This is a genomic window from Ruegeria sp. BF12 (assembly GCF_056538705.1).
Genome location: NZ_JBQFTP010000005.1, coordinates 1 through 24,428, shown reverse-complemented (window position 1 = coordinate 24,428; position 24,428 = coordinate 1). Strand labels below are relative to the sequence as shown.

At 54.4% G+C, this 24,428-nt stretch carries 23 protein-coding genes and 1 tRNA gene; 13 read left to right on the top strand and 11 right to left on the bottom strand.

Annotation, left to right across the window (positions count from 1 at the left end; translation table 11 throughout):
* Positions 1–104 precede the first annotated feature (104 nt).
* The gene (gene nrdR, locus ACR0J0_RS09885; protein WP_037307671.1) at positions 105–575 is read left to right on the top strand and encodes a transcriptional regulator NrdR; all 471 of its coding nucleotides are present in this window, start codon (positions 105–107) and stop codon (positions 573–575) included.
* Positions 572–1,672 carry a bifunctional diaminohydroxyphosphoribosylaminopyrimidine deaminase/5-amino-6-(5-phosphoribosylamino)uracil reductase RibD gene (gene ribD / locus ACR0J0_RS09880; RefSeq protein WP_480663450.1) on the top strand — a complete coding sequence of 367 codons (1,101 nt, stop codon included), beginning with the start codon at positions 572–574 and terminating at the stop codon, positions 1,670–1,672. The genes nrdR and ribD overlap by 4 nt, the downstream gene beginning before the upstream one ends.
* On the opposite strand, the gene ACR0J0_RS09875 is transcribed toward ribD, so the two are convergent.
* The 3 genes from ACR0J0_RS09875 to ACR0J0_RS09865 form a co-directional block, all read right to left on the bottom strand.
* Complete coding sequence (locus ACR0J0_RS09875; RefSeq protein WP_480663448.1) at positions 1,669–3,666, bottom strand: capsular polysaccharide biosynthesis protein; 1,998 nt, start codon at positions 3,664–3,666, stop codon at positions 1,669–1,671. The two genes, ribD and ACR0J0_RS09875, sit on opposite strands and share 4 nt — an antisense overlap.
* Complete coding sequence (locus tag ACR0J0_RS09870) at positions 3,666–4,799, bottom strand: polysaccharide biosynthesis/export family protein (RefSeq protein ID WP_480663446.1); 1,134 nt, start codon at positions 4,797–4,799, stop codon at positions 3,666–3,668. Before ACR0J0_RS09870 ends, ACR0J0_RS09875 begins: the two co-directional genes overlap by 1 nt.
* Positions 4,800–4,879: 80 nt before the next feature.
* Positions 4,880–6,178, bottom strand: coding sequence for a capsule biosynthesis protein (locus ACR0J0_RS09865; RefSeq protein WP_480663444.1), 1,299 nt, complete (start codon positions 6,176–6,178; stop codon positions 4,880–4,882).
* A gap of 140 nt (positions 6,179–6,318) precedes the next feature.
* Between ACR0J0_RS09865 and ACR0J0_RS09860 the strand changes: the two genes are divergently transcribed.
* The 4 genes from ACR0J0_RS09860 to nusB all read left to right on the top strand — a co-directional run bounded on the left by ACR0J0_RS09860 (position 6,319) and on the right by nusB (position 9,173).
* Positions 6,319–6,906, top strand: coding sequence for a riboflavin synthase (locus ACR0J0_RS09860; RefSeq protein ID WP_480663442.1), 588 nt, complete (start codon positions 6,319–6,321; stop codon positions 6,904–6,906).
* 112 nt (positions 6,907–7,018) lie between these two features.
* Positions 7,019–8,140, top strand: a complete 1,122-nt coding sequence (gene ribB, locus ACR0J0_RS09855) for a 3,4-dihydroxy-2-butanone-4-phosphate synthase (RefSeq protein WP_480663440.1) — start codon at positions 7,019–7,021, stop codon at positions 8,138–8,140.
* 2 nt (positions 8,141–8,142) lie between these two features.
* Positions 8,143–8,694 (top strand): 6,7-dimethyl-8-ribityllumazine synthase, encoded by a 552-nt coding sequence (locus ACR0J0_RS09850; protein WP_480663438.1) that lies wholly within the window; start codon positions 8,143–8,145, stop codon positions 8,692–8,694.
* Positions 8,691–9,173, top strand: a complete 483-nt coding sequence (gene nusB / locus ACR0J0_RS09845; protein ID WP_480663436.1) for a transcription antitermination factor NusB — start codon at positions 8,691–8,693, stop codon at positions 9,171–9,173. The genes ACR0J0_RS09850 and nusB overlap by 4 nt, the downstream gene beginning before the upstream one ends.
* Positions 9,174–9,327: 154 nt before the next feature.
* Here nusB and ACR0J0_RS09840 read toward each other — a convergent pair whose 3' ends face one another.
* Complete coding sequence (locus tag ACR0J0_RS09840) at positions 9,328–10,107, bottom strand: helix-turn-helix transcriptional regulator (protein ID WP_480663434.1); 780 nt, start codon at positions 10,105–10,107, stop codon at positions 9,328–9,330.
* A gap of 94 nt (positions 10,108–10,201) precedes the next feature.
* Between ACR0J0_RS09840 and ACR0J0_RS09835 the strand changes: the two genes are divergently transcribed.
* Positions 10,202–10,498 carry a hypothetical protein gene (locus ACR0J0_RS09835; RefSeq protein ID WP_480663432.1) on the top strand — a complete coding sequence of 99 codons (297 nt, stop codon included), beginning with the start codon at positions 10,202–10,204 and terminating at the stop codon, positions 10,496–10,498.
* 132 nt (positions 10,499–10,630) lie between these two features.
* A complete protein-coding gene (locus ACR0J0_RS09830) occupies positions 10,631–12,016 on the top strand; it encodes a PIG-L deacetylase family protein (protein WP_480663430.1) in 1,386 nt (461 codons plus the stop codon).
* A 210-nt stretch (positions 12,017–12,226) separates the two neighbouring features.
* On the opposite strand, the gene ACR0J0_RS09825 is transcribed toward ACR0J0_RS09830, so the two are convergent.
* Positions 12,227–12,652, bottom strand: coding sequence for an SRPBCC family protein (locus tag ACR0J0_RS09825; protein WP_480663428.1), 426 nt, complete (start codon positions 12,650–12,652; stop codon positions 12,227–12,229).
* The gene (locus ACR0J0_RS09820; RefSeq protein WP_480663426.1) at positions 12,649–12,969 is read right to left on the bottom strand and encodes an ArsR/SmtB family transcription factor; all 321 of its coding nucleotides are present in this window, start codon (positions 12,967–12,969) and stop codon (positions 12,649–12,651) included. Before ACR0J0_RS09820 ends, ACR0J0_RS09825 begins: the two co-directional genes overlap by 4 nt.
* Before the next feature lie 118 nt (positions 12,970–13,087).
* Here ACR0J0_RS09820 and ACR0J0_RS09815 point away from each other — a divergent pair, with 118 nt between their 5' ends.
* Positions 13,088–13,519 (top strand): MmcB family DNA repair protein, encoded by a 432-nt coding sequence (locus ACR0J0_RS09815; protein ID WP_480663424.1) that lies wholly within the window; start codon positions 13,088–13,090, stop codon positions 13,517–13,519.
* 3 nt (positions 13,520–13,522) lie between these two features.
* Here the strand turns inward: ACR0J0_RS09815 and ACR0J0_RS09810 are convergent, their stop codons facing one another.
* The gene (locus tag ACR0J0_RS09810) at positions 13,523–13,711 is read right to left on the bottom strand and encodes a DUF6324 family protein (RefSeq protein ID WP_239338014.1); all 189 of its coding nucleotides are present in this window, start codon (positions 13,709–13,711) and stop codon (positions 13,523–13,525) included.
* Between the two features lie 77 nt (positions 13,712–13,788).
* Here ACR0J0_RS09810 and ACR0J0_RS09805 point away from each other — a divergent pair, with 77 nt between their 5' ends.
* The 3 genes from ACR0J0_RS09805 (at position 13,789) to ACR0J0_RS09795 (ending at position 15,866) form a co-directional block, all read left to right on the top strand.
* A complete protein-coding gene (locus tag ACR0J0_RS09805) occupies positions 13,789–14,271 on the top strand; it encodes a GNAT family N-acetyltransferase (RefSeq protein ID WP_480663422.1) in 483 nt (160 codons plus the stop codon).
* 47 nt (positions 14,272–14,318) lie between these two features.
* Positions 14,319–14,395 (top strand) — tRNA-His (locus tag ACR0J0_RS09800).
* Between the two features lie 328 nt (positions 14,396–14,723).
* Positions 14,724–15,866, top strand: coding sequence for a cell envelope integrity TolA family protein (locus ACR0J0_RS09795; protein WP_480663420.1), 1,143 nt, complete (start codon positions 14,724–14,726; stop codon positions 15,864–15,866).
* 10 nt (positions 15,867–15,876) lie between these two features.
* On the opposite strand, the gene ACR0J0_RS09790 is transcribed toward ACR0J0_RS09795, so the two are convergent.
* The 3 genes from ACR0J0_RS09790 to ACR0J0_RS09780 are packed head-to-tail and all read right to left on the bottom strand — an operon-like array spanning position 15,877 to position 20,584.
* On the bottom strand, positions 15,877–18,297 hold the full coding sequence (locus ACR0J0_RS09790; protein ID WP_170439609.1) for an AAA family ATPase: 2,421 nt from the start codon (positions 18,295–18,297) through the stop codon (positions 15,877–15,879).
* Positions 18,298–18,299: 2 nt separating this feature from the next.
* Positions 18,300–18,878, bottom strand: a complete 579-nt coding sequence (locus ACR0J0_RS09785; RefSeq protein ID WP_170439607.1) for a hypothetical protein — start codon at positions 18,876–18,878, stop codon at positions 18,300–18,302.
* Complete coding sequence (locus ACR0J0_RS09780) at positions 18,875–20,584, bottom strand: SIR2 family protein (protein WP_170536164.1); 1,710 nt, start codon at positions 20,582–20,584, stop codon at positions 18,875–18,877. The genes ACR0J0_RS09785 and ACR0J0_RS09780 overlap by 4 nt, the downstream gene beginning before the upstream one ends.
* Positions 20,585–21,697: 1,113 nt before the next feature.
* Between ACR0J0_RS09780 and ACR0J0_RS09775 the strand changes: the two genes are divergently transcribed.
* A complete protein-coding gene (locus tag ACR0J0_RS09775) occupies positions 21,698–23,035 on the top strand; it encodes an adenylate/guanylate cyclase domain-containing protein (RefSeq protein ID WP_480663417.1) in 1,338 nt (445 codons plus the stop codon).
* A gap of 311 nt (positions 23,036–23,346) precedes the next feature.
* On the opposite strand, the gene ACR0J0_RS09770 is transcribed toward ACR0J0_RS09775, so the two are convergent.
* Positions 23,347–24,303 (bottom strand): tyrosine-type recombinase/integrase, encoded by a 957-nt coding sequence (locus ACR0J0_RS09770; protein WP_480663415.1) that lies wholly within the window; start codon positions 24,301–24,303, stop codon positions 23,347–23,349.
* Positions 24,304–24,428 lie beyond the last annotated feature (125 nt).

The following is a 24,428-nucleotide window of genomic DNA, read 5'->3' as shown; positions in this document are numbered from 1 at the left end:
GAAAAATTCCGGCTACCCAAACCCTAGCGGCTGCCCTATAGTTGTGGATAAGTAAGCCATAGCACTTACAAAAAGAGGCGGAACAAGGGACGAGGAGACGGCGGATGCGCTGCCCGTTTTGCGGAAATATCGATACTCAGGTTAAAGATTCACGCCCGGCAGAGGATCACGTCGCGATCCGCAGGCGTCGGTTCTGCCCCGCTTGCGGTGGACGGTTTACCACATACGAACGCGTTCAACTGCGCGATCTGGTTGTCATCAAGACCAATGGCAAACGCGAGGATTTTGACCGGGACAAGCTGGAACGCTCGATCCGTATCTCGATGCAGAAACGCCCGATCGACCCGGAGCGGATCGATCAGATGATTTCGGGGATTGTGCGCCGTCTGGAAAGTATGGGCGAGACTGACATCCCGTCCAGCAAAATCGGCGAGATCGTCATGGAAGCTCTGGCGCGGATCGATACCGTCGCCTATGTTCGCTTTGCGAGCGTATACAAGAATTTCCAGGCGGCCGATGATTTCGAGGAGTTTGTCCACGAACTGCGCCCGCCGCAGCCTTCGACGGACGAGTGAGCGAAACAGATAAGCGATACATGGCGTTGGCCCTTTCCTTGGGTCGACGCGGTCAAGGGACGTGCTGGCCAAACCCGGCCGTCGGCTGTGTGATTGTGCGCCAAGGGCGCATTGTGGGGCGCGGCTGGACCCAACCGGGTGGCCGACCTCATGCAGAACCCCAAGCGTTGGCCCAGGCCGGAGAAGCGGCGCGCGGCGCAACGGCGTATGTCTCGTTAGAGCCTTGTTCTCATTTCGGAAAAACACCACCTTGTGCCGAGGCGCTGATCAATGCTGGCGTGTCGCGGGTCGTTTCAGCGATCGAAGACAGCGATCCTCGCGTGGCCGGGCAGGGCATTGATATGTTGCGCGCGGCAGGGATTGAGGTCACTACCGGCGTTCTGGCCGAGCAGGCCGCGCGCGATCACGCGGGGTTCTTTCTGAAGACCGAGCAGGGCCGGCCATTTGTCACTTTGAAACTCGCCAGCAGCTTTGACGGGCGGATTGCCACCGCCAGCGGCCACAGTCAGTGGATTACCGGCCCCAAGGCTCGAAGGGCCGTTCACGCGATGCGTGCGCGTCACGACGCAGTTATGGTCGGGGCAGGTACCGCCCGTGCCGACGACCCGTCTTTGACGGTTCGCGATCTCGGTGTTGAGGCGCAGCCGGTTCGGGTTGTCGTTTCGCGGCATTTGGACATTCCCCTGATGGGGCAACTTGCGCGCACCGCTTCCGAGGTTCCGGTATGGCTGTGTCATGGCCCATCTCCGGATGCCGAGCGCGCACGCGCCTGGGAAGGACTGGGGGCGCAATTGGTGCCCTGCGCCCTGAGCGATCATCAGATTGACGCGACAGACCTGTTGCAACAGCTGGGGCAGGCGGGTTTGACGCGCGTGTTCTGCGAGGGCGGTGCGGCCCTGGCTGCGTCTCTGCTGGCCGCCGACCTTGTGGATGAGCTGGTGGGGTTCACTGCCGGGTTGACCATCGGTGCCGAGGGGCTGTCAGCCGTTGGCGCGCTTGGGTTGGACAAGCTGGACGCCGCGCCCCGTTTCAAACTGATCGAGTCCCATGCCATAGGGCCGGACGTGATGCATCGTTGGGCACGGGCACTGCGTTAACGGCGCCATAGGTGCGTGTGGGTGGCAAATGCGCCTTGAAGTTTCGAGAGTATCCGAACGGCTGGGCCACCTTTAGGCGTAACGCCTTGTGACAGCCGCTCCACTGCAACTTCGACCGGGCAGGGGTCACCTGCGACTGGATCAAAATACCGGGGATAGTCAATCAGAGCCGCGTGGACCAATCCCCAGAGCGAAGGCCGTGCGCCACGGCGGACCGGAACGGTTCCAAGATCAGTTGTCAGACCCCAGCCCGCGTAAAACGGTGCCCCAAGCGTTGTTACGCGTACCCCTCGCATCAAGGCCTCGAACCCCAGCAGCGAGGTCATGGTCCAGACCTCGTGCACCTGCGGTAGTAACTCCGCCGGATCACATTGACTGGCGATAACGTCAGCCAGGCCTTGTGCGTCGATGGCCCCATCGCGCAAGCGGGCTTCGACATCTGGGTGTGGTTTGTAGATTAATACGGCATTCGGGTTTGCCTCGCGGACCGCGCGCAACAGCTCGGTATTGGTACGCACATTGCTGGTTCCGAGCAGGATCGAGGCATCGTCCTCGACCTGGCCAGGCACAAGTATCCGGTGTCCTTCAGGTAAATCGGGAGCGCTGCCGCCGATGTTATACTTGCTGATCTGTGCGGAAACGATTTGTGCGACAAGCCTTTCAGCGCGCATTTCCTGATCGTGCCTTAGAGTTTCGCGGGTGGCTATGAACTCTTCCAACTGGCTCGGATGTGTCGGGTCGTAATAGATGCCCTGATCGTCGGTTGCCAATGAAAGAGGCGGCACCAATTCGGCACCCAACCCGCGTGAACGCAGGAAGCCATCCTCGACGCGGACCGCGTTTTCCACGCCGCGGGCCTGACTGGCCCAGACCATGTGCGGCCGGTCCGATTTCTCAGGGACACCGTCGGTAAATCTGATCTTCTTCTCGCGCCCAAAAATCTGTTGCAGGTGTTTCCGCTTCCACAGGCGCATGCCAGAAGCTGTCCACCCCTTGTGATCCTGCCGCCACGCCCGCGTTCGGGCTTCTAACGTGTCCAGAACGGTTTCCAGCTCGCATAGTTGGTCCCTGTATGGGTCGTACCAAGCCGGATAGAGGATCATCGCGGCGGCAAACAGTTGCGCCCGCGTCAGGTTGCGCTGGCGGCGCGGCAGGTGGCCTTCATCCTGTGTCAGGCCCCAACCCGCATAGAAAGGTTGACCAAAAACGCGCGGCTTATGCCCTGCCAAAATCGCTTCAAACCCCATTTGCGAGGACAGGGTGTAGACACCGACGGCACCTTCCAGCAACGACCAGGGGCTGATGGGGGTATTGATGACGGACACCCAGTCATTTTGATCAACCTCCGAGTAGTATCCGGCCCGATGTCCGGCAATAGTATCGGGGTGTGTCTTGATCAGTATTCTGGCACCGGGGTTTTCCTCTTGCGCCATGACCAGCATTTCCCGAAACCGGGCGTGATCACCTCCACTAGCGGCAACGGCTGCGTCGTCGCGTGCCTGATCCACAACCAGCACGTATCCGGGGTCCGGTGGCTGAACGGACAGATCGAAAGCGGAGTACTTGCTGAGGTGCAGGTCGCGCATCCGCTCAATCCCGCCGCGCGCTCGGTTCAGCAGGGCGGTATCGTCCAGCGGGTGGGTCGCCAGCAGGGCTTCCAGATCAGACGCTTGCGCTGGGTCGAAATGCATCCCGGACCGGTCAAGCAGTAAACCCATAGGAGGTTCGCCGCTGCGGCCCGGATGCAAAGATCGCAGGAAGGCGTCTTCGACGCGCAAGACCGGGGTGTTGTGTCGGGCCGCCATGCTCAGGCCGCGATGGGCGGTTGGACTGTTACCCCAGACCCCTATGACGTCGCTTTCTTTGGGCAAGCCAAGGCGAACATCATAGCCGGCAAGAGACAGAATGCGGTGTATTCGGCGGGATGTCAGGAAGCCGCCGTTATAGACAAGCAGCCGGGTACGCTGGGACCCGGCTGTTGTTTCCAGAGACATCAGTTGCCCGTCAGTGTGGCGACGTTTGCAAGCGGCGTCAGGCCGCCCGCGATCAGAGAAATGGACTTGGTCCACTGTGCATACGGGGCCTCGGTTACGTAAATCGTATCGTCGTCGCGGATCACGAAGTCCCGAGCAATGAACAGCCCGTTTGGCGCGGTCAGGTTCAGCAGATAGATCATGCGCTGGTCGCCCTGCAGGTCCTGACGGCCCATGACAGAACGGGCGATATCCTGACGTTCCTTGCGCAAAACGAAAATCCCGGTTGGATCCGAGGACAACGACAGCAATCCGCCGACCTGAGCCAACGCCTCAAGCGCCGATAGGTCCTGACTGTCAAATGCAACGCGCGATTGGCCGCCCGTTGCGCCGAGGGCGATGTAGGACCGGCTGTCGGCTTCTACCAGAATCCGGTCACCGCCGCGCAAAGCCACGTCCAGCTTGGGATTGCTGAACAGGTCTTCGTACCAGACAGTCCCCTTTTCATTGCCCCGCATCAACGTCACGAGAGCAATATCTGAGCCGACTGCGACGCCACCGGCTCGCGAGAGCATTCCCGACAGGGTGCGCGTGGGCCGTTCTATCGGGTAGATACCCGGTGCGCCAATGGTGCCGGTCAGCGAAACGGTCGAGCCATCGCCCGCAACCCGGCGCACTTCGACCTGAGGATCAGGAGTCTGATCCCGCAGCTTGTCGGTAATAACCTGGCGCAGCTGCTCCGGTGTGTTTCCCGCGGCGCGCACGCGCCCGGCGTAGGGCACAAAGATAAAACCTGCGCTGTCCACCTGGACTTCATTCAGCAAAGTTGACGAGCCCACTTCGCCCGATAGCAGACCATCGTCGACATTCTCCCAGATCGTCAATCCCAAAACATCGCCGGGGCGAACGGTGTCCGCCGTCAGGTTCTGGGCGCTGGTGAATGTAGACGAGAACCCGAATTGTGGAATCGCGGATGTGGCGCGTGTGACGCGGTCGTCCACTTCAACGACAAAGGCGTTACCACCGTTTTCCACGGCACCCGCCAAAATCTCGTTCTTGTTGGGGCCTGATTTGGGAAGTTGGCACGCGGCCAGCAGGCCGAATACGGCCACAAGAGATGCCCCTCGCACCCAGCGAAATGGAAAGCAATTCACTGCCGTAAATCCTCAGTCGTCTTTTGTTTGCGACACGTTAGCTTGGTTGCGCTTTAACATCCAGCACCAAGCGGCGCGTTCTACTCGACGAGTTTCAACTGTGGCGTTGGTGCCTCTTTGCTGGAAAGCACGGTCTGGTATGGATCCTGCGAGCACAACATCATGTCAGCCGCGCGGCGCAGCAATTGCCGGCGGCCGCGAAGTGAATAAAAGCCGCCCGGTAACTGGCTGGTATTCAACAGAAATTGCCTATAAGCTCTATAGGCCTTGTGGTCCGGCGCCTGGGGCGTCGCAAAGAACTCTGTGATAGCCTGCCGCGAAACAAATTCGGGTTTGTCATAGACGGATCGCCCGAAAATGCGCAAGGGAATACCCCGCCACAACACTTGCTGGCCTGCAGTGGAATTTATTGTGACGGCCGAGTTCGCATCGTCCAGCAAACGGGCCAGCTTGCCCCCGGGAACATAGTGTACGCGATCTGCCACCCCATGCGCGCGGGCAATCTGACGGGCCCTGCACCGCAAAGGCTCACGGTGGTTTTCAAGCGGATGCTCTTTGAGCACAAGTTGGTGGTGCGTCGGCGCGCCTTTGGCAAACCCGGCAATCACATGCTCCAGAAAATCTGACATGCAGGAATAGCTGGAATGGGATTGCACGGAACTGTCATGCCCCAATTGCAATAAAGCAAGGTGATAGGGAGAGCCGCTTTTCCGAACGCGCGCTGTGGCCCAGCGGCGTCGAATTCTGTGAAACGGCATGAGAGCCAACCGTTTGAAATAGAGGCGGAACTCTTTTGAGACCGGTAGTTCCCGATGGGGTTTGAAGTTGCGATAGCGTTGATTCAGGAAGAGCACGAACCAGTGATACAGCGCGCCGTAAAAGATGTGCTGCCGCATGTCGCCCCAATGGGATGGCGGAGGTGGAACCTGAATGTCGGATTGGTCCAGCGCGTGCTGCATCTGCTCGACGTCCAGTGACATCAGGCGCGAGTTTCCGTTTGATCCCGTGCGTTCGTATGTGACCCACCAGGGCCTCAAGTATCCTTCCTCGAACACGTGGACAATTATGCCCATAGTTCGCGCAACGGCCACAGCATGTGCATGTACCGGCCGTGTGTCACCGTAAAGCACGATATCCGTTACGTCGTAAGTTTGGATCAGCTCGGACAGCTTTTCGGGCCACTGTTCAGAATGGTCCAGGAACGGGATATAGCTGTTGCGATCAAACCAGAATGCCTGATCCCCCGCGTTGAAGCCCACGCGCAGCACATCGGAACCGGCGGCGCGGAGTGCGCGGGCCAAGGCGCTGAAAAACGGGCCATGTGGTCCCTGCAAGAACAGGAACACCCGGCGTTGCGAGCGCGTGGTGAGTGGTGGCATCCGTGCTGCTCATTAGTGTTTGGTGCCAAATTTATGCCTGTTTACATCAATCACGGCAAGGCGAGGCTTGCCCGCAGCGCTGCTTAGGCTTACCTCGGCGTGGACAATTGGGCACAGGTTAAAAGCTAAGGATAAACGCAATGTTCACAGGGATCGTCACCGATATCGGCACTGTCACCGAGTTGGATCAGCAGGGAGATCTGCGAGCGCGGATCAAAACGGGCTACGACACCGCTGGCATCGATATCGGCGCCTCCATTGCAAGCGATGGCGTCTGTCTGACCGTGATCGCCCTTGGGGATGACTGGTACGACGTTCAGATCAGCGCTGAGACGGTGTCAAAAACCAATCTCGACAACTGGAAATTGGGCAAGCGTGTGAACCTAGAGCGGGCCCTCAAGGTCGGGGATGAACTGGGGGGACATATCGTGTCGGGCCACGTCGACGGTGTGGCCGATGTGGTTGCCGTTCAGGATGAAGGGGACAGTACTCGCGTGACGTTGCGCGCCCCCAGGGAATTAGCCCGTTTCATTGCTCCAAAGGGATCCGTTGCCCTGAATGGAACCTCGCTGACGGTCAACGACGTGGATGGCTGCGATTTCGGCATCAACTTCATCCCCCACACCAAGGAAGTGACCACTTGGGGCGAAGTCGCGGTTGGTGACCGGGTGAACCTCGAGATTGACACACTGGCCCGGTACGTTGCCCGTTTGGCCGAAATGTCCTGAGGCAACGGATTAGACGCCGTGTTTCGGCGATGCGTAGCCGCAAGCGCTCTGGTCTTTGAGCGCTTGGTGGTCTATCCAGCCGTTCAAACATGCTCTTGTGAAAGGCTGCCCCATGAGCTTTGAAACCCCCGGCCCGGTCGAGGCCCAGCTGCGTGACGCGATCAGCCCGATCGAAGATATCATCGAAGAGGCGCGCAAGGGCCGGATGTACATTCTGGTCGATCACGAAGATCGCGAAAACGAGGGTGATCTGGTCATCGCCGCCGAATTCGCGGATGCCGAGGCGATCAACTTTATGGCCACTCATGGGCGTGGCCTGATTTGCTTGCCGATGACCGCTGAGCGCGTTGACTCTCTTGGTTTACCAATGATGGCGGTGAACAATTCATCCCGTCACGAAACGGCGTTCACCGTGTCAATCGAAGCGCGCGAGGGTGTCTCGACCGGGATTTCCGCAGCTGACCGTGCCCTGACCGTGGCGACGGCGATCAACGAACAGAACACGATGGCGCACATCGCGACGCCGGGCCACATCTTCCCCCTGCGTGCCAAACGGGGCGGGGTGCTGGTGCGTGCAGGCCATACCGAGGCTGCCGTGGATATCTCGCGCCTTGCCGGTCTGAACCCATCGGGTGTGATCTGTGAGATCATGAAGCCTGATGGCACCATGGCCCGTCTGCCCGATCTGGTCGCGTTCGCCAAAGAACACGACATGAAGATCGGCACGATCAGCGATCTGATCACGTACCGTTCCCGTAATGACAATCTGGTCGTTGAAACCTCACGCAAGACGGTGACGTCTGAATTCGGCGGCGAATGGGAAATGCGTCTGTTCACCGATCAGACCCATGGCATCGAGCATGTGGTCATGGTCAAAGGCGACATCACCACACCCGAGCCGGTTTTGACCCGAACCCATGCGCTACATGAAGCGCCCGATGTTCTGGGGCTGGGACCAAAATCACCGCAGGAATTGCCCCGGGCGATGGAAAAGATCGCAGCCGAAGGGCGCGGCGTGGTTTGCCTGTTCCGTGAACCGCGCAACTCGCTTTACGCAACCGAGGACGAAGGTCCACGCACCATTAAGCAAACCGGTTTGGGTGCGCAGATCCTGTCAAAGATGGGCATTCAAGAATTGGTGTTGCTAACCGATACGCCGGAAACGAAATATCTGGGGCTCGACGCATTTGGCATCTCCATCGTTGGCACCCGTTCCATTCTCAAGGATAATTGATCGTGGCTGAACAAGACAAACACGGCGTATTGCCGACACCGACCTTTGATAAACCGGTGAAACTGCTGGTCGTGGTGGCACCGTTCTATCGTGCCATTGCAGATAATCTGGTTGCTGGCGCAAAGGCTGAGATCGAAGGGGCAGGTGGGACTTGCGACGTGGTTGAAGTCCCCGGCGCGCTGGAAATTCCCACTGCGATCGCGATGGCGGATCGTCAGTGCAACTATGACGGCTACGTGGCGTTGGGTTGCGTTATCCGTGGCGAGACCACGCATTACGAAACCGTCTGCAACGACTCCAGCCGCGCCATTCAGTTGATGGGCCTGCAGGGCCTGATGATCGGCAACGGTATCCTGACCGTCGAAAATGACGATCAGGCCGAAGTCCGCGCAAATCCCGAAAAGATGAATAAAGGCGGCGGAGCAGCCGCTGCGGCCTTGCATCTGATTGCACTCAGCCGTAAGTGGGGCTCTTCCAAAAAGGGCGTCGGGTTCAAACCCCCGTCCGAGTCCATCCTAGTGGCGGGCGATAGCAACGGACCCACGACAGCATGACCCAGACAGACGCGCCGAAACCGGCCAACCAGAAACGCCTGATGAAATCCGCCGCCCGGCTGTATGCCGTGCAGGCGCTGTTTCAGATGGAGCAATCGGGACAGACGACCGAGCAGGTCGTGAACGAGTTTCTGGATCACCGGTTTGGCGCTGTCTACGAAGGTGAGGAAATGCTGGACGGCGATATCTCGGTCTTCCGCAAGCTGGTCGAAAACGCCGTGAATTATCAGGCGTCGATTGATCAGATGACGGACCGGGCACTGGTCGCAAAATGGCCAATCGCACGTATCGATCCCACCTTACGCGCCACGTTCCGAGCGGCGGGCGCCGAACTGACGCAAAGCGATACGCCGCCGAAGGTGGTCATCACTGAATTCGTCGATGTGGCACGTGCGTTCTTCCCTGAAGGCAAAGAGCCCAAATTCGTCAACGCCGTGTTGGACCACATGGCGCGCGAAGCTCAGCCCGAGGCGTTCTGAGCCAAGTTATCCGGTGAAAAGAATAAGGCGCAGCCACGAGTTTAGCTGCGCCTGAACTTTAAAAATACCTCGTTCAAAAAAGCCTTCGGCCTCCACCACTCACAGTTTTATCCCAAGACACCAAAACTTTAGCGGAACGCCGTCGGCGTAACAGCTATCGATTCCGATAGCCCTGCGGGTCGATCAGCCCAAGTTGCATTGCACGGACCAGCGCCGATTCGCGTGTCGGAGCCCGCAACTTGTCGCGCGCGCTTTTCAGGTGAGTGCGCACGGTGATTTCAGACAAACCCAGCAGCTCGGCAATCCTGTCATTGCGATGCCCCAGTGCGAGCAGGTTCATGACCTGCAGTTCGCGCGGCGAAAGGTCCGGCGCAGTTGGTGCGATACTGGTGATGTCGTAGACGCGGCCATGATTGCTGGGAATATCCGACCCGAGGTTGGTGGCCAGAACGGTGGCCAAAACACGCATTTCTCGCTGTTGATCCGTCATCATATCCTGCGCCTCTGGTTGGGCAGAAGACAGAACCACCAGTTTAGCCTCATTGTCTGGGCAGGGCACGACCAGAGAATAAAGATGGATATAGCCGGCCTTTTGCAAGTCGTGGTTCAGGGCCATCGCTTTGTTCGAGTGACCATCCGCCGATTTCAAGCTTGCAGCCTGCACGTAAAGACTGTCTTTTCCGTTCTGAACTTGCGCCAACATGGGGTCCGCTTCTGCGTATCCTTCAGCGTCATAGCGATTCAGCCAACCTTTGGACATTGAGCTGCGCACCCAATGAATTGCGCCCGTCTCGGGCGTAAAGCAAAGCATGTTCAGGGCGTTGAACCCAATCTCTGCCAGCCGGTCTAATGTGAATTCCCAACGCTCCTGATCGTCGTGACGCAGAGAGAGCTCTTCAAGCAGGTCAAGCGTGAACAGGCTGAGGGCGTTCATGGAAACTCCGAATACAGTGTCGCACCCCTTGGGGCAGCAGTTTACTCTGCCTGACCATGCGCTATCATCACCGTATCAGACAAGGAGCTTTGTCATGCCCAAACTGATCCGCCTATATATCACGCAAGTTGCATGGGGATTTGTTATCTCGGCTGTTTTTGTTGGGGTGCTGCTGGCATTGAACGTCGCCAATCTGCGCGGTCTGATCTTTGGCTCTGACGTTGGCCTGATTGCGCTGGCCATGATCTGGTTCATGAACGGCATCGTGTTTGCAGGGGTTCAGTTCGCCTATGCGATTATGAGCATGGCGGAAAAGCCTAAAGGCCCCAAGGGTGGTACACCCGTAGTCGCCAAGTTCGAACCCGTTCGCGTTGTGGCTGACAAAACCTGACTTTCAACTTCCACCGTTTAAGTAAGGCAATTGTCTGAAACACCGGCTACCAGCCGAAAAAGCAGGTGTTGTGCGTGCAAAACGCACCTGAAGGGCACGCCACTCGAAACGACCAGTGAACAGCTTTTTTCCTTGAGTAATATTTCTTACGAAGACCTTTTGAACTCCCCGGCTTTCCGGGAAGACCTATCCCAGTTGAACCATGTGATCGCCCAAAGTCTGATCGACGCGGGCGAGCCCGTCGCCATTAATGGAACTGTTTGTTACGGGCACATGCAGAAGGACTTTCATCTCGGTGACATGGCACCTGGAATGGAGCCAAAACGTCGGGTGCTGCAGCAATTGGCGCAAGAAGTCGATTGCTTTGCCGAGGTCGGCGTGGCCGGTGGGCATGCGGCGCTGGTCGCCCTTCATTCGAACCCGTCCCTTAAGTTCATCGGTATTGATCTGGGACAACGCTTGAGACAATCCTGGCCGCCGGTTGATGTCTATGTGCCGGTTGTGTTCGAATGGCTAAGATCCAAGTTTCCTGACCGCGTGAGGGTTTACACCGCCCAGGCTGTGCAGGGATTAAAGCTGGCGGTTTCCGAAAACCCCTTTGGGCCAATTGGCCTGTTGCATCTGGATGCGCAGAAAAACAACCGGATCGCCGAGCTTGAAGCCGCGTGGCCCGGATTGGCAGATTGCTGCTACCTAATGCAGGGCGACAACAAAAACGGCAAAGTGAAAGAGAGCTCGGCCCATTTGATCGCCGACGGACGTGCGCGCCCGGTCAGGTCGGCAAAGTACAAAGACCTGATCGTTGACAACTTTGACGTTTTGGAGACCGGCCCGGGCGTATCCACTGGCCGTTTAAACCTGGACAGCTTACACAACGATCGCATTCTGGTGTGTGTGTGCCATCAGGATGACGAAACCCTGTTCTGCGGGTCGACTTTGTCCCAGTTAAAAGGGCGCGCCGATGTTACAGTCGCAAGCTTCTTTCGGCCTGCTCCGAACCGCCGCGACACCGACACGCGTGAAGCGGCGATGCAGCGCGTTTGTGAAGCATTGGGGGCGAAGTATGTTCAGTTCCCCTTTGCGGTCGAGCGCGATCACCGCCGACTGCGGCGGTTCATCAGAATGCCCTCGAACCTGGCAGAGAGCAGCCCCGAACTGACGCGACCCATCCACCGTCACGCATTGTTCGGGCTGTTGGCTGGTTCTGCATTCGCCTTGATGGAGCAAATCAAGCCGTCCACCATCATCACACATAATAGCGTGGGGGAGTATGGTCATATTGAGCACGTCTTGCTGCATCATGCCGTTCTGGACGCGGCGCGGCGTCATGGGGCAGGGCACGTACTCGCTTTTGGCGTTAATATGCCGAATGCGGATTTGGTTGTCCCAACCCGGCCAGAAGAAAAAAACCGGTTGTTTGACGAATACATGCCCCAATGGAATGGGCGGAAACCTTACGACTTTGCGCTTGCGGATGAGACATTTGTCAAAGTTGATCTGACCGCGGACGAGGCCTGAGATCATTGTATGTGGCGGGACCACCAGTCAACCGTGCGGTGTGATTCCCGAGGACCTGTATGTACAGGTGGGTGCCAGGTAATCAGGCCAGGACCTGAACAGAGCCAGCCCCCTCGGAATTGCTTAAGGCCACCAGAATGCTACCAATCACAAGAAGGGCAGAACCCGCCACGGGCCTAAGTAGGGTGTGCGGCGGGTTTGCGCAAGGGGTCAGGCATCAACAGTTTCGTGCAGCGCTTTACGCATCTTGCCAAAGTGTTCGTCCCAGCCATCATCAAGCGACAGGATCAAGCCAAACGCCTCGGCATTCTGCGGCAGCCCTTCATGCACCAAACCCAACCGCGTGCCGCCCGGAACAGGATCCAGCGTCCATTTGACGACACTGACGGTGTCGCCCAGTGGTTTGATGGTAAACGTGTATTCCAGATACTCGGGTGCGCGCGCGGCGCGCACATCTCCCCAGATCAGAAGATCTCCGCTGGTTGTACCATACATCTCAAGATTCTGGCCTTCCGCCAACGGGCGTTCGGGCTTGTGAAACCATTCGGCCAGTCGGTCGGGCTCGGTTAGGTATGCCCAGACAGTTTCCGGCTCGGCGCGCAGGAATATCGTCTTTTGCAGAACTGATTTGGTCATTGTTTATTCCTTTCAATAGCTTCCTTGAGATTGCTCAGGCGGTCTTCCCAGAACTGGTCGAAATAGCTGAACCAGTCGAGGATGGGGGCCATTCCTTTCGGCTCCAGCCGGTTTATGCGTTCGCGCCCTCGGGCTTCGACCGTAATGAGGCCACCGTCTGACAAAACAGTCAGGTGTTTCTTGACGGCTGCGCGGGTCATGTCGAACCGATCCGTCAGTTGGGCGATCGTCATGTCCTGAGACGCGAGGATCTGCACAATTTCCCGACGGGTAGGGTCAGCAAGGGCACGGAACGCGTTTTGAGTTTGGGACTGCATTTGTCACCCCTCAATAATGATACCTTTTGGTGTTATATTAAATGCAATACCAAAAGGTATCATGTCAAGGTCTATTAGGTCGCTTGATTTTTGTTCACGAATTGTTCACATTCTACTCATGACACTGGAATTGCAGCCTGGACAAAAACTGGCCCGTGGGGTTTCCCGCCACCTGTTGGCGCATGGCTTTGTATCTGTTGAGGAATTTGTCCCGACGCGCGGATTGCGCGTTGACGTCATGGGCCTGGGTCCCAAGGGGGAGCTGTGGGTGATCGAATGCAAATCCAGCCGGGCCGATTACCTGTCGGATTCCAAATGGCAGGGGTATCTGGACTGGTGTGACCGCTTTTTCTGGGCAGTGGGTACCGATTTCCCGACCGAACTTTTGCCGCAGGAAACCGGCCTGATAATCGCGGATGCCTATGATGCCGAGATTGTGCGGATGGCACCCGAGGACAAACTCGCACCAGCGCGGCGGAAGAAGATGATTCAGAAGTTCGCAACCGACACGGCCCGCAGGTTGCAGGCGCTGCGCGATCCAAAAATCTGAGGGTCAGTCCTTAACGGCCCGGGCTGCTTGCGCAGCGGCGCGGATTTCATCCGCAATTTCCTCGGCTTCCTCAGGGTCGAAGTCCATCGGAATCTCGATGTTGTCTGCCTCGATGAACAGGCGCACCATTCCATGGTCGGTCGGGCCGATCTGTAGGTTTGCCTGAATGTCACGTTCGGTGTTGATGCCCATTTGCGCCTCCGGGACTGAGCACTCCTGCTAGCGCGCAAAGGGTTGAGAATCAAGCCGCCTTTGCGGTCAGGTAGGGTATGGAAGACATTCTGATCAGACAGTTCCGTGCTGATGACACGCCTTGGCTGGTTGAACAGCACGGCCGTCTTTACCAGCGGGACGAAGGGTTTGACGACACGTTCGCGCCCCTCGTTGGACGTATCCTTATGGACTTCAACGCATCGCATGATCCATCACGCGAGCGGGGCTGGATTGCGGAACTCGAGGGCGCCCGGATCGGCAGTATTTTCTGTGTCACCCTGGATGATCACACGGCAAAGCTAAGGTTGTTTCTGTTGCTGCCAGAGGTGCGGGGGCAGGGGCTGGGTAAACGGATGTTGCACACCTGTATGGCCTTTGCACGCAGCGCTGGTTACCGCGAAATGGCCCTATGGACGCACGAAAGCCATCGGGCTGCGTGTGCGCTCTACAGGGCGTCAGGATGGCAACTGACGGGCAGCAGAAAGGTTCATTCCTTTGGGCTCGATCTTGTCGAACAAAGCTGGAAAATTCCTCTTTAATCCTCTTGCATTCCCCCGACGCGTTCGGTACATCGCCCCTGACGAGTGCCGCCTTAGCTCAGTTGGTTAGAGCGCTGGATTGTGGATCCAGAGGTCTCTGGTTCGAACCCAGAAGGCGGTACCAAGCTTCAAGCATAAAATCAGCAATAAAAACCCAATAAAAACAAGGGCTTGAAAATTGTCATTTTCCCTCACATCAGAAAAATGGTGAGGGAAAATAGCATGAACGGGACAGGAACACTTGCTGAACTGAGGGAAAACTGAGGGAAAACACCTGTGTCCGGGGTAAATTGTGAGACAAATGTAAGTAACTCTTGCCTTGTTAACATACGATTTTTCGTTTCTTAGTTAGTTTGAATGGCAACGATTTTCTGCCTACCCAGAGATTTTCTAGAAGGAAAGGAATCGGGGTTCGAACCCAGATTTGGAGTCCTGAACCCGGTTAGATTGCTTTGAATGATGAGGGTTGGAAGCCGGATGAAAGCAGTGACATCTCGTTAATGGATCACCAGATAACGGTGGAAGAGTTATACACTCTAGTGTGGCAGCGGCCGATACTGCACATTGCTCGAGAGTTTGGTGTTTCAAATACGGCTCTATCTAAGTGTTGCAAAAAATACGGAATTCCTACTCCGGGAGCGGGCCATTGGACGAAAGTCCAGCTTGGTATTTCGATTGAAACGCCGCCATTATCTATGGGGGCAGAGGAATTGTCAGCGCCGGTGATATTGCCGCAAAGCTCTCCGATGGACAGTCAGGCCAAGCAGACCAAAAGAGATCGACAGGAAGTCGACAAAATTCTTTCGATTCCGATAGTAGATGACTGTTTGGACAATTCCCATCCGATTGTTGAGCATTGGTTACGTGACGAAAACTGTATTGTTTCAGATGCTTGGAGTGAAGAAAGACAGACAGGATCAATCAGTGAGTATGATGACTTTCGCCTTAGAGTAACGAGTGCCTTTATTAAGTCAGTAGAGCCCCATGGGGTAGAAGTTACAAAAGCGAACTTGAATGGGCGCTTTGTTTTGAATGCTGGTGGTGCTCGTCTTGTGGCGATCATTCGCCAAAAAATGTCTGAAGTTCGTCGAGAAGGCGTCGAGCCGGATAATTGGACACGTTGGCCTGAACACCACAGTGATTGGTTGTATCCAACCAAAGACCTCAAATTTTCTCTGAGAGGTGACTGCATCCAACCCTTAGAGTTTTCATGTAGTCAAAGTCAGGTTCTCAAGAAAGGTCTTAAGAGATTTGTAGTTTGTGTATTGGCGGCTCAGCGGGCGAAGAGAAGACGTGAGCAGGAGCAATACCAAGACAGGAAAGAACAGCAGCGCATTCGGGCTGAACAAGCGCTTCAAAGAAATTCGGAACAGAGAGAACAAAAACGATGGGTGAGGTTTCAGGAGGCTGCTGAGCAGTGGCAGCACGCACAGAAACTGAGATTGTTTATTCAGAGTCTGCGCGAGCACGTCAACGATTCCGATACTTTGGAAATAGAAGGCAAGCCCATCGATACTTGGTTGGATTGGGCGCAGTCGCGTGTAAATGAAATCGATCCCAGCATGAGGCCTGAGCGATTGTTTTCCACCGACTAACTGCGGCTGGCTATGAAGCCAACGCTTCGTCTGGAACGTAAAACCTCGGCTCCCAACGACATATCGTTTCGCCAATTGAATTCCGCCCTAACTCAATAACGTTCAGGCTGTCTCCGTCGAAAGCGGGACTCAACTCTAGCGCCAAATAATCAAATAATGAACGTTCGTGTACAGCTATTACCACCTGACGTTTCACTTGTTTTGAGAGCGTTCGTAGCAACGCAGCAAATTGAGCAATGTGAACTTCGTCCATGCTTTGGACTGGGTCGTCGATTACCAACCATGGAAGTCTCGGCGTTACGGAAAGATGCAGAGCCAGAAAAAGTGTGAGTGCGGCAGTGTTGAGGTTCCCGGCGCTAAGCATAGCTCGCGGGTTGCCGCCTTTTCCACCGTGTCGATAGTGCGTCTCCAAAACAGCTTCAATTTTGGCGTTTGCAGAGTCTGGTATTGCGAATGCCGGAATGAAGGGTTCTTCTGGAGCAAGACGAACAAAAAGATCACGCCAGATTGTGTTCAGTTCATCACTGAATACTCTTCGCATAACACCGTTTCGAGCCTCGTGAGTTCTCCTTGTAACCTCTTTTCCAATTTCAATTATTTCGTCTGCATCGCTTTTTTTCTTTTCCAAGGCAGCAAGTTCGGACTCTTTTGCAGCTAGGATCGCTCTGATTTTTTCGGATTTGTTTTGCGCCTCAATCAACGCTTCTGCGGCATCGAGCGCGTTGGCTCTTGCATCTTGTTTGCTCTTTAACTCGACCTGCCTCTCTTCAATTGTCTGGTGAATCAATTCCATTAGTTGGAGCGGCGTTTCGGACCCCTCAACCTCCAAGCACAAGTCTTCGCTCAATTCGACGAGACTATTACGTAAGACCACCGCAGTTTCATCGGCGTTCTTTAGGGTCAATAATCTTCGGGCTGCACTATTTCGCGCTGTCCGTAGTTGATCGCCTTTTTGGAGCTGAGCTCTTTCAGATTGTAGTTGACGCCTGACCTCATGCACATCAACGGACCTAGACTTCAAGTCGTTCAACTCTGAGTCAGCGACCAGTTCGCGTTCTACTCGCTCGACTTCAACTTCAAGGTTTTTAATCTCAGTTTGGTATGTTCTTCTCGCCTCGGTGAGAGACTGGATACGGCCAGCTTGTTCAACTATGGCGGCGACCTTCTCAGAAACATGAGAAGCCAATGGCTTTGGCGATACCTCCGAAAAATTCCGGTCGCATACCGGACAAGTGTTATCATGTATTTCGGCGGTCAGTTGAGAAAGCGCCTTAGCGATTGTTTCATTAGTTTGAGATGCCGAAGAGAGTTCTTCGTCGATTCTATTCCGCCTGGATTGCGCTTCGCGAAGCGATTGCGCAATTTTATCTCTAAGCGTCAGGGATTTCTCATGGGAAGTAACGACACGCTCAATCCGTTGAAGATCGCCAGTTAGCCTCTCTTCAAGTAGCAGCCCTCGTTCCAAATAAGCGGTTTCGCTGGCTACAGAGAAATCGGCGAAGAAATCTGCGGCCTTTGTCAGAAGCTGTTCAATTCGCAGTTCGTGGTTGGATGACCAAATTTGCATCGCGCGTCTGGCTGACCTGTCTTCGGCCTCCAAGGAGACGCGATTGGCAGTTTCTTGCGCATCAAGATTCTTGCTCCAACTATTGTACGAAACGTTTAATTCACGCCGTGCATCAAGCAGTTTTTGTTGCTCAAGCTCTTCTGGATCGTCTTCTAGCGCTTCGATTAGGTCGCTCATTTCAAGTTTGATTAAAGAGCTATCCAGATCGTTAAGCTGGTTTTGCAGTCCGTTTTTTCCTTCTTCCGCGTCTTTACGAGCTTCTTGAGCCTGTAAGGTCAATTCTTTGATTTCATCTTCTCTAGCTTTGATCGCGGCTCGAACTTCCGCATATGCCGGTACCGGAGACTTTAGACGGGTAACGTTTCCAGCGGGATATAGACCAGAGATTAGAGCTTCCATTCGGTCTAGGCCCAGCAATTCTTTTACAAACCGAGTCAATGGTGAGTCGTCTTTGCGCTCAGAATGCTGATAGATTTCCAGCAGCCTACCCAACGTAGATTGTGCGAGGTAACTGCGTTCACTGAAGAATGTCGCGTCATCCGGCTTTAGAAGTGGCGATCCAATCACTTCGTTTGCCGTAACCTTCATCTCGGTTTTTTGGAGCTGACCATCTGAGTTTTCGATTTCGAGCGAAACTTGACCAAATTCGCTGTCTTTGTGCGGTAAATAGCTTAAATAGCCGGGTTCTGCGCGTGACAAAGAGGGGATATTGCCTGTTAACGCAAGCTCTATTGCTGAAAGCAAGCTGGTCTTACCAGCGCCATTGGGGCCATGAATTAGCACAATAGGAGCGTCCAGAGAAACGTTTACGTCTCCATTTATGCTGCGGAAATTTTTTAGGTGGAGAGACTTGAGGCGTGTCATCTTTAGATTTCCTCTCCGTTTTGTTCTGAATTATCGATCTCTTCGAGCACTTCATTTAGTGCCGAGTATAAGCGGTTCTTGACCTCCGCCGCTCCTAGTTTCGAGGCTTCGAAGAACTCGCCGGCGAGAGCATGGTCTGGTAAAGCAAAATCCTCACGATCTCCTAGATCATAATTTCCTGAAATGCTTTCTGGAACTTCGAGTGGCAACAGTACCGCAAGCCTGTCGCGGAGTTCGGATTGGTTGGATGCTTCTTCAACAGGAAGAACCCTTCCAAGTTGAGATAATGCGTCCAGCGTCTTTCCAATTGGTCTTGGCCCGAGAATAACCGCAGTCATGGGTCTATGCGACCTCATCACGTCCAGCGCACGAGCAACGCCCTCAATCTGACGAACTACTTTAGCTTCGCCATCCGTTGCTATGTCCCCGACCACTACAAGATCTGGAGAATAGTCGCTACCGACAAAGGCTCCTGCCAAGTCGAATTCCATTCCAGCGACTTGAAGTGGCATTGGTATTTTTCGAAATCCTGCTTCGAGCAGAATTTCCGAAACTCGATTGATTGGCGGTGTGGATGTCATAATGCAACCTTTTGTCGAAAACCGTCCAACAATTCCTCAGCATCTGTACCACCCTCCAGAAGTTCTTCGATGCTTACTTCACGCAGCTTCGAAAGGCCGGTTCGTCCGGGAGCACGACGTGGCGACCTAGCCAACCTAGGAGTCGTTTCGTGGCTGTGAACAAGTATAGCGTCATCGTTATTTGCCACATGACCGTTGTAGATTAACTTTGTTGCAGTCCGTCCGTTTGACACAAAGTAAAGCTTTGCGGGACCACTTCGTCCAACGACTGAAAATGCGCCGGAGTCGGGTGAGGCAGTATCGGCCTTTTCCACTGTCCAAAGACCTTTGTTAATCCCCATTCCAATTAAGCCAGTGGCTATTGCAAACTCGCACAGTCCAGACGCTGAAAGGTTAGGGTCAGCAGGCATGCGCTCCAATGGTTCTGTAGTTAATGGCGCGTAGATGCCATTCGCAGGTAACGGAAGGCCTCCTTCTCGGAACATTGTTAGCGTTCGACCGATTTGCCCAATTAGTTCCGAAGCCATTGGTTCCTCATGGCTCAGTGCTGAGGCAACCAAATCACGACACTTCTTCAACCCTGCGTGAAGGAGTTCGCGATCGTTGTCTTCGAGCTGAGGTAGCTTCAGGTCAACAAGTAACTTGAGTTTTGCACTGAGCACGTAAAGCACAAGTGATAACAGCAGCGGCTTTGCATAGGCTTGAAACAGCGCTTCATCTACCATCAAGGGGCGACTAGCTGCGTTGTAGTCTTGGCTATAGACGTTCTTTAGTAGGCTTTTTTGGTCAAACCCCAGAGCGTTTTCGGAGAACACGTATGCCGGTGGTTCGGACGGCCAACTCCACGGCATGTTTTCTTCTGCTTCCGAAAACAATTGCTGAATGTTGGCGTCTTGCGCGGATAGTCCAATCATCAGCGTGGCCTTCGATACGATTAGATTTCGCAAGCAATTCGCCATAACTCTGTTATTTGCGCTCCAACCGTTGATTTGGTTGTCGCGAGCTACAAGAAGACTCCTGTATAGATTTGGGGCTCTCAGCGCCGATCCTGCGCAACCGTGGAACTTGTACACGTTCGCTCGCATTCTGTTCTGACGAATTTCATCCGGAGCAACTACAGTCCTTAGGATTGGTTGATCTCCAACCAGCTTTCGGATTGCGGTTTCGATCAGCGTATCCCAATTGGCTGTGGGCATTTCCGACGCAACACCCTCCGCTGCGAGAACCCCAAGGCAAAGATGTTCTGTATCAGGATCGATGTTTGGATCAGCGTAAATTTCTTGAGCGCGGAGGACGTCCCAAAGCAGGTAGTCGTCTTCCTCACCATCGACTGTGACATTCAGCATGCGAGCGTAGTTTTGGACGAGGCGTGCCGCTAGAGCGTCAAGATCAACCCAATCCTTGACGTCGTCGCTGTAGTCAATTCGCCCTAATTCTTCTGGGCTTGGGTTTGCACAACTTACGACCTCGTCGAGGGCCTTAACAAATCGGCAATTGGGGTCAGCCACATCAGCGCGTGATTGGAGTTCCGAAATGATGTGCTTGGCTACATTGCGAAGGTCGGGCATCTTGTCGCGGGAAATTCCCGAACCAAGCCAGAAAACGTACTGATCGTTGGCAACACCCTCAGCGAACGTTTTTTTGGGTCCGTCCAATAGTGATAAAGTTTCGCTGATCGAAATTGCGGCGGCTTTTGGCAACGACATTGTCAGCTAAACCAAGTAACTTGCGTTGGACTACTGACTGACGTGCCATCAAAACACATATTCAAGAAGCTACTCCGAAATCAAAAAAGTCTTTTCAACCTTAAGGTTATTGGCTTTTTGTGAAGGAGCGCAACCCGGAAACGTAGCACTGCCAAGGTATATCTTCCTGTTACAATCGAAAGAATGGTTGAAGCACCGTCAAACTTTGAGGTGTGGCGTATGATTATTGAAAGGCTTCGATGGCAATCGGAAGGTCAAAACTGAACGCAAATCATTCCTTTATCGGTGGAAATTTTTTCAAAGCCCGCCCACCAGCTCGGTTGCCGACTATTGAAAACGTATAGTAACGGGAATTTTTGGCTCGTTTCGAATAACACTTCCAAAGACTCTAAGTCCAAACTTCTCCGCTATGTCGCAATTGTTCGGCTGCTTTTCAAGGTATTGATTTTAAATGAATATCAGTTGGGGTAGGCCAATTTGTGGATCCAGAGGTCCCCTGTTCAAGCCAGGGAGGCGGTACCATCTCCCAAAACTGATTATTTTAGTCTTCGTAGAGGCTTAGACGGCATTGCTTCGTGAACTTTGGATAAGTTGGTTTTGGAACAAAAGGAGCTCAAGAGCATGATTTGCCCAAAGACTGCCCAAAAAAGTAAGCTTAACTCACAAAAAGGGCGCTGATCCGAGGTCAGAAAAGCTTGTTTTTCTAACTGTGTTTTGCGGCTCAGAAAGGATATCGAGTACGCACTATGGGGCACTTAGTGCGATGAAGTTCTAACTCGTTTTTTGTGCTGTATAGCTTTGCGAACAGTAATAGAAAGTAACCCGCGCTTCGAGGGTCAGGACCCACAAAGTGGTAGAGACCTCAATGGTGGCTTCTACCACACAGCGAACGTTCGTGAGATTTGAGCGATTGACTGAGGTGCGGACAATGCAGACCTCCAGTTTTTTTTATCCTGACTATTACAATCCAGGCATGATGCACGTTACGCTCAACCAAAGAGATCATTGACCGATAGGCCGTTCGAACTTCAAAATGATCATGCGCTGGCTCCGTCGCGAACCACATTGAAAACATGGGCGGAGGATTGGCCAGAGAACGACTGGGAGGGGCGCATGACTGCCAATGTGGAGACCCTTTTTACCGAAAGCGACGGACTATCCATCGCCTATCAAGTTTGGGGCGATGGGCCGCGCAATCTTGTGTTGGTCCCCGGAATGATTTCGCATCTGGAAGCGTCCATGGAAAATCCGGGCTATCTGCAGTGGATGACAGCTCTCAGCTCGGTGGGAAGATTGGTTACATTCGACAAGCGTGGCAACGGCATGTCAGACCGCATTCAAGGGACACCGACCCTTGAAGAGCGTGTCATGGATATAGAGGCCGTGATGGATGTCACTGAAATAACCTCAGCAACGGTCATTGCTTTCTCCGAGGGGGCCTCACTTGCCTGTGTCTATGCCGCGATGCGCCCCGAGCGCGTCGAACGTCTGGCTTTGTGCGGTGGGTACGCTCAAGGCCGTCTAACACGCGGTTACCTGACCCCTGAAAGCCTTAAAATCGCGTTGAAACAGTTCCGCGAGAATTGGGGGAAGCTCTATAAACCTCACCCATTCTCGGCTTTCGGCCCAAGTGAGGACGATGCTGAAGCTCAAGAAGCATGGGCGCATTTCCAAAGGATGAGCGCGACCCCAACTACAGTCGCCAACCTGTTCGAATTGGCTGCCCGGATAGATATCCGGGAATTGCTTCCGTCTATTTCACAACCTACTTTGGTCATACATCGCGAACTCGAAGAACCCAACGGGGCTGATTGTGCCCAGGATTTTCTGCGTTTGATGCCATCCACTAAGTACAAAACCATACCCGGCCACGAGCATGTGCCATGGGAAGGCGACGTGGACAGCTATGCGGCCGCAATCGTCGAGTTTGTCACCGGCGAAGCACCGGCGACGACCCAACCCAAGCGCACCCTTGCTACCGTTCTGTTCTCAGATCTCGTTGCGTCCACCTCGCAACAAGCACGCATCGGAGATGAGAGTTGGCGCGAACTGATGAACCGCCACGATGAAATCTGCGCAAAACAGATCTCTCGACACGGTGGTCATCTGGTGAAATTCACCGGCGACGGCGTGCTGGCAACGTTCAGTTCTCCTACAAGTGCGCTGGCCTGCGCTGGTTCTTTACGAGAAGCATTGTCTGCGATCGACCTTAACGCCCGCTTCGGCGCTCACACTGGTGAGATTGAAATTCGCGGCGAGGATATCAGCGGCCTTGGCGTGGTCATAGCAGCGCGGGTGATGGGCCAAGCCCAGAAAGGACAGGTTTTGGCCTCCGATCTCACGCGGCAACTGATGCTTGGTGCGCCGTTCGAGTTTCAAGACCGCGGTGAGCACGAGTTGAAGGGCGTTCCAAATTCTTGGAGACTGCACGCGGTCAGGCCCACGAACTAAACAACTCGGAACACTGGCTTTGCCTACTGGTCTTTACCACGGCATCCGATTGTCGGCCTTGGGCTCGGAGCGGTCATCTGAGTCGTTCTATCGGATGACCGCGAAGGAGTGGATAGAGCACATTGCTTGGTAACTTCCATTAACGGCTACCAAGTGACTCGGCCACAACAGCAGAATTGCCCATGTCGCATCGCGCTCGGCGTTGTTGACGGCGATGGCAACAATCCTGCATCACCGACGTTGCAGGATAACAGCAGTGCACAAGGCGATGGTCAAGCTTTCAGGAGCCTATTGATAATGAGCCAGCTTGCTCAAACAATTAGGTTTTGTGCGACAATCTTCGTGACCTCATCCAAGGTCTGCTGATCGCCGGGAATTAGGTGACCATAGTGGTCGAGCGTTAAGGCTACAGAACTATGACCGGCTAGTACCGAGGCCTCTTTAATTCGTCCTGCCCTGACCAGCACCGAAACAAAGAAATGCCGCAAGCCGTGGAGACCATGATCCGTTATTGGCGGTTTGAGTTGTTGCCTGCGTTGATCATTTACGCGCTTTAGCAATGGTTTCCAGAACTTGTTTTTTACGTTGTTGTAGTCCAATGGCTGACCTGTTCTGGTTGGAAACACCCAACCCTCATTAGTTGCGGGGCAGGCAAGTCGCCATTCGGCGAGTGCTGGGCGAACAGATTGTGGAATAGGAATTGCGCGCCGGGCGTTTCTTGTTTTTGTCTTACCGACTCGTTCTTTCAGTGATTTGTTTTTGCGTACACGATCGACTTTTCGTTTTACAGTAACCGCCGAAAAGCCCACACCGAAATCGCTCCATTGCAATCCAAGGCATTGCGAAATTCTAACGCCGGTCATCCGAAGAATGAGAAACAGCGGATAGTACCTGCGATAGGTTCGCGCGATACGGATGTCATCGGACCTGTAGAGACTACGGGCCATTTCATCTAGATCCGCAATCTCTTGGTCGGAGGGGATGCGAATAGTTTTCATGTCTTCTTGCTCGCTCCAGTCTAATTTTATTTTCACTCCCTGAGCAGGGTTTGAGAACACGGCATCGAGTAATACCGCATATCCTAGGATAGCTTTCGCAACGTTTAGAGCGTGCTTGGCGGTGCTGCGGCTCGGACAGTTAGCAATCAAGTAGTTTCGAAATTCCCGCATTCTTGCTTTGTCTATGTCGCAAAGTGAAATCGGGCCAAGTTGTGGGTTGATCCAGCAGCGAAGATAAGACTCGTACCCGTCGATTGTCGACGACGCCAAGGCTGTATCGCCATCGTGACCCACAGAACTGTCACTAGGGTCAGGATTCATAACCAATAGATGACGGTTGCTGCGAGCGCGATGGCAGAAAGGAGTACTTTGGGACAGCGGTCATAGCGGGTTGC